Consider the following 474-nt stretch of genomic DNA (forward strand, 5'->3'; position numbering starts at 1 on the left):
CTTTGTAATCTTGGTAAATGGAATTTATCTTTTACTTTTACTTGACCAAATCTAGCTTTAGCTGTAACTTCTGGATTGATATTAAGCTTAGCTCCTAAAGTCATAGAAGTTTTTAAATTTGGCAACCAATCTCTAAACCATGTAAAGCTTGTTCTTGTAGAGAAAAGATTTAAATAGTTTGCATAAGTTCTTTCTCCACCTTTAACTGTAGCTTGACCTTTGGTATTGATCATAGAAAAAGCTTCAGTATAACCACCTTCATAAGCTAAACCTACTTCTGGAGAGAAGATATTATTGCCATAGTTAAAATTCATACCCAAATCTGTACCTAAACCATAAGCATAAGAATGTGGATTAGCTTTAGCTTCACTCTTACCGATTTTTTTACCTAATTCATTTTTAACAAAGGCTGTTTTACCTTGAGCTTTTAGATAAACTTCTTGACCTTTACTTGTTGTAAATAAGGTGTTAAAA

The 474-nt window shown here is 31.4% G+C and carries 1 protein-coding gene; it reads right to left on the minus strand.

The genetic code is table 11. The annotated features are described in order from the left end of the window. A partial coding sequence (locus H2280_RS08525; RefSeq protein ID WP_337216270.1) for an autotransporter domain-containing protein occupies positions 1 to 474 on the minus strand: 474 nt, incomplete at both ends.

Origin of the sequence: Campylobacter sp. 2457A (assembly GCF_020135895.1) — a bacterium.
GTDB classification, from domain to species: domain Bacteria; phylum Campylobacterota; class Campylobacteria; order Campylobacterales; family Campylobacteraceae; genus Campylobacter_D; species Campylobacter_D taeniopygiae.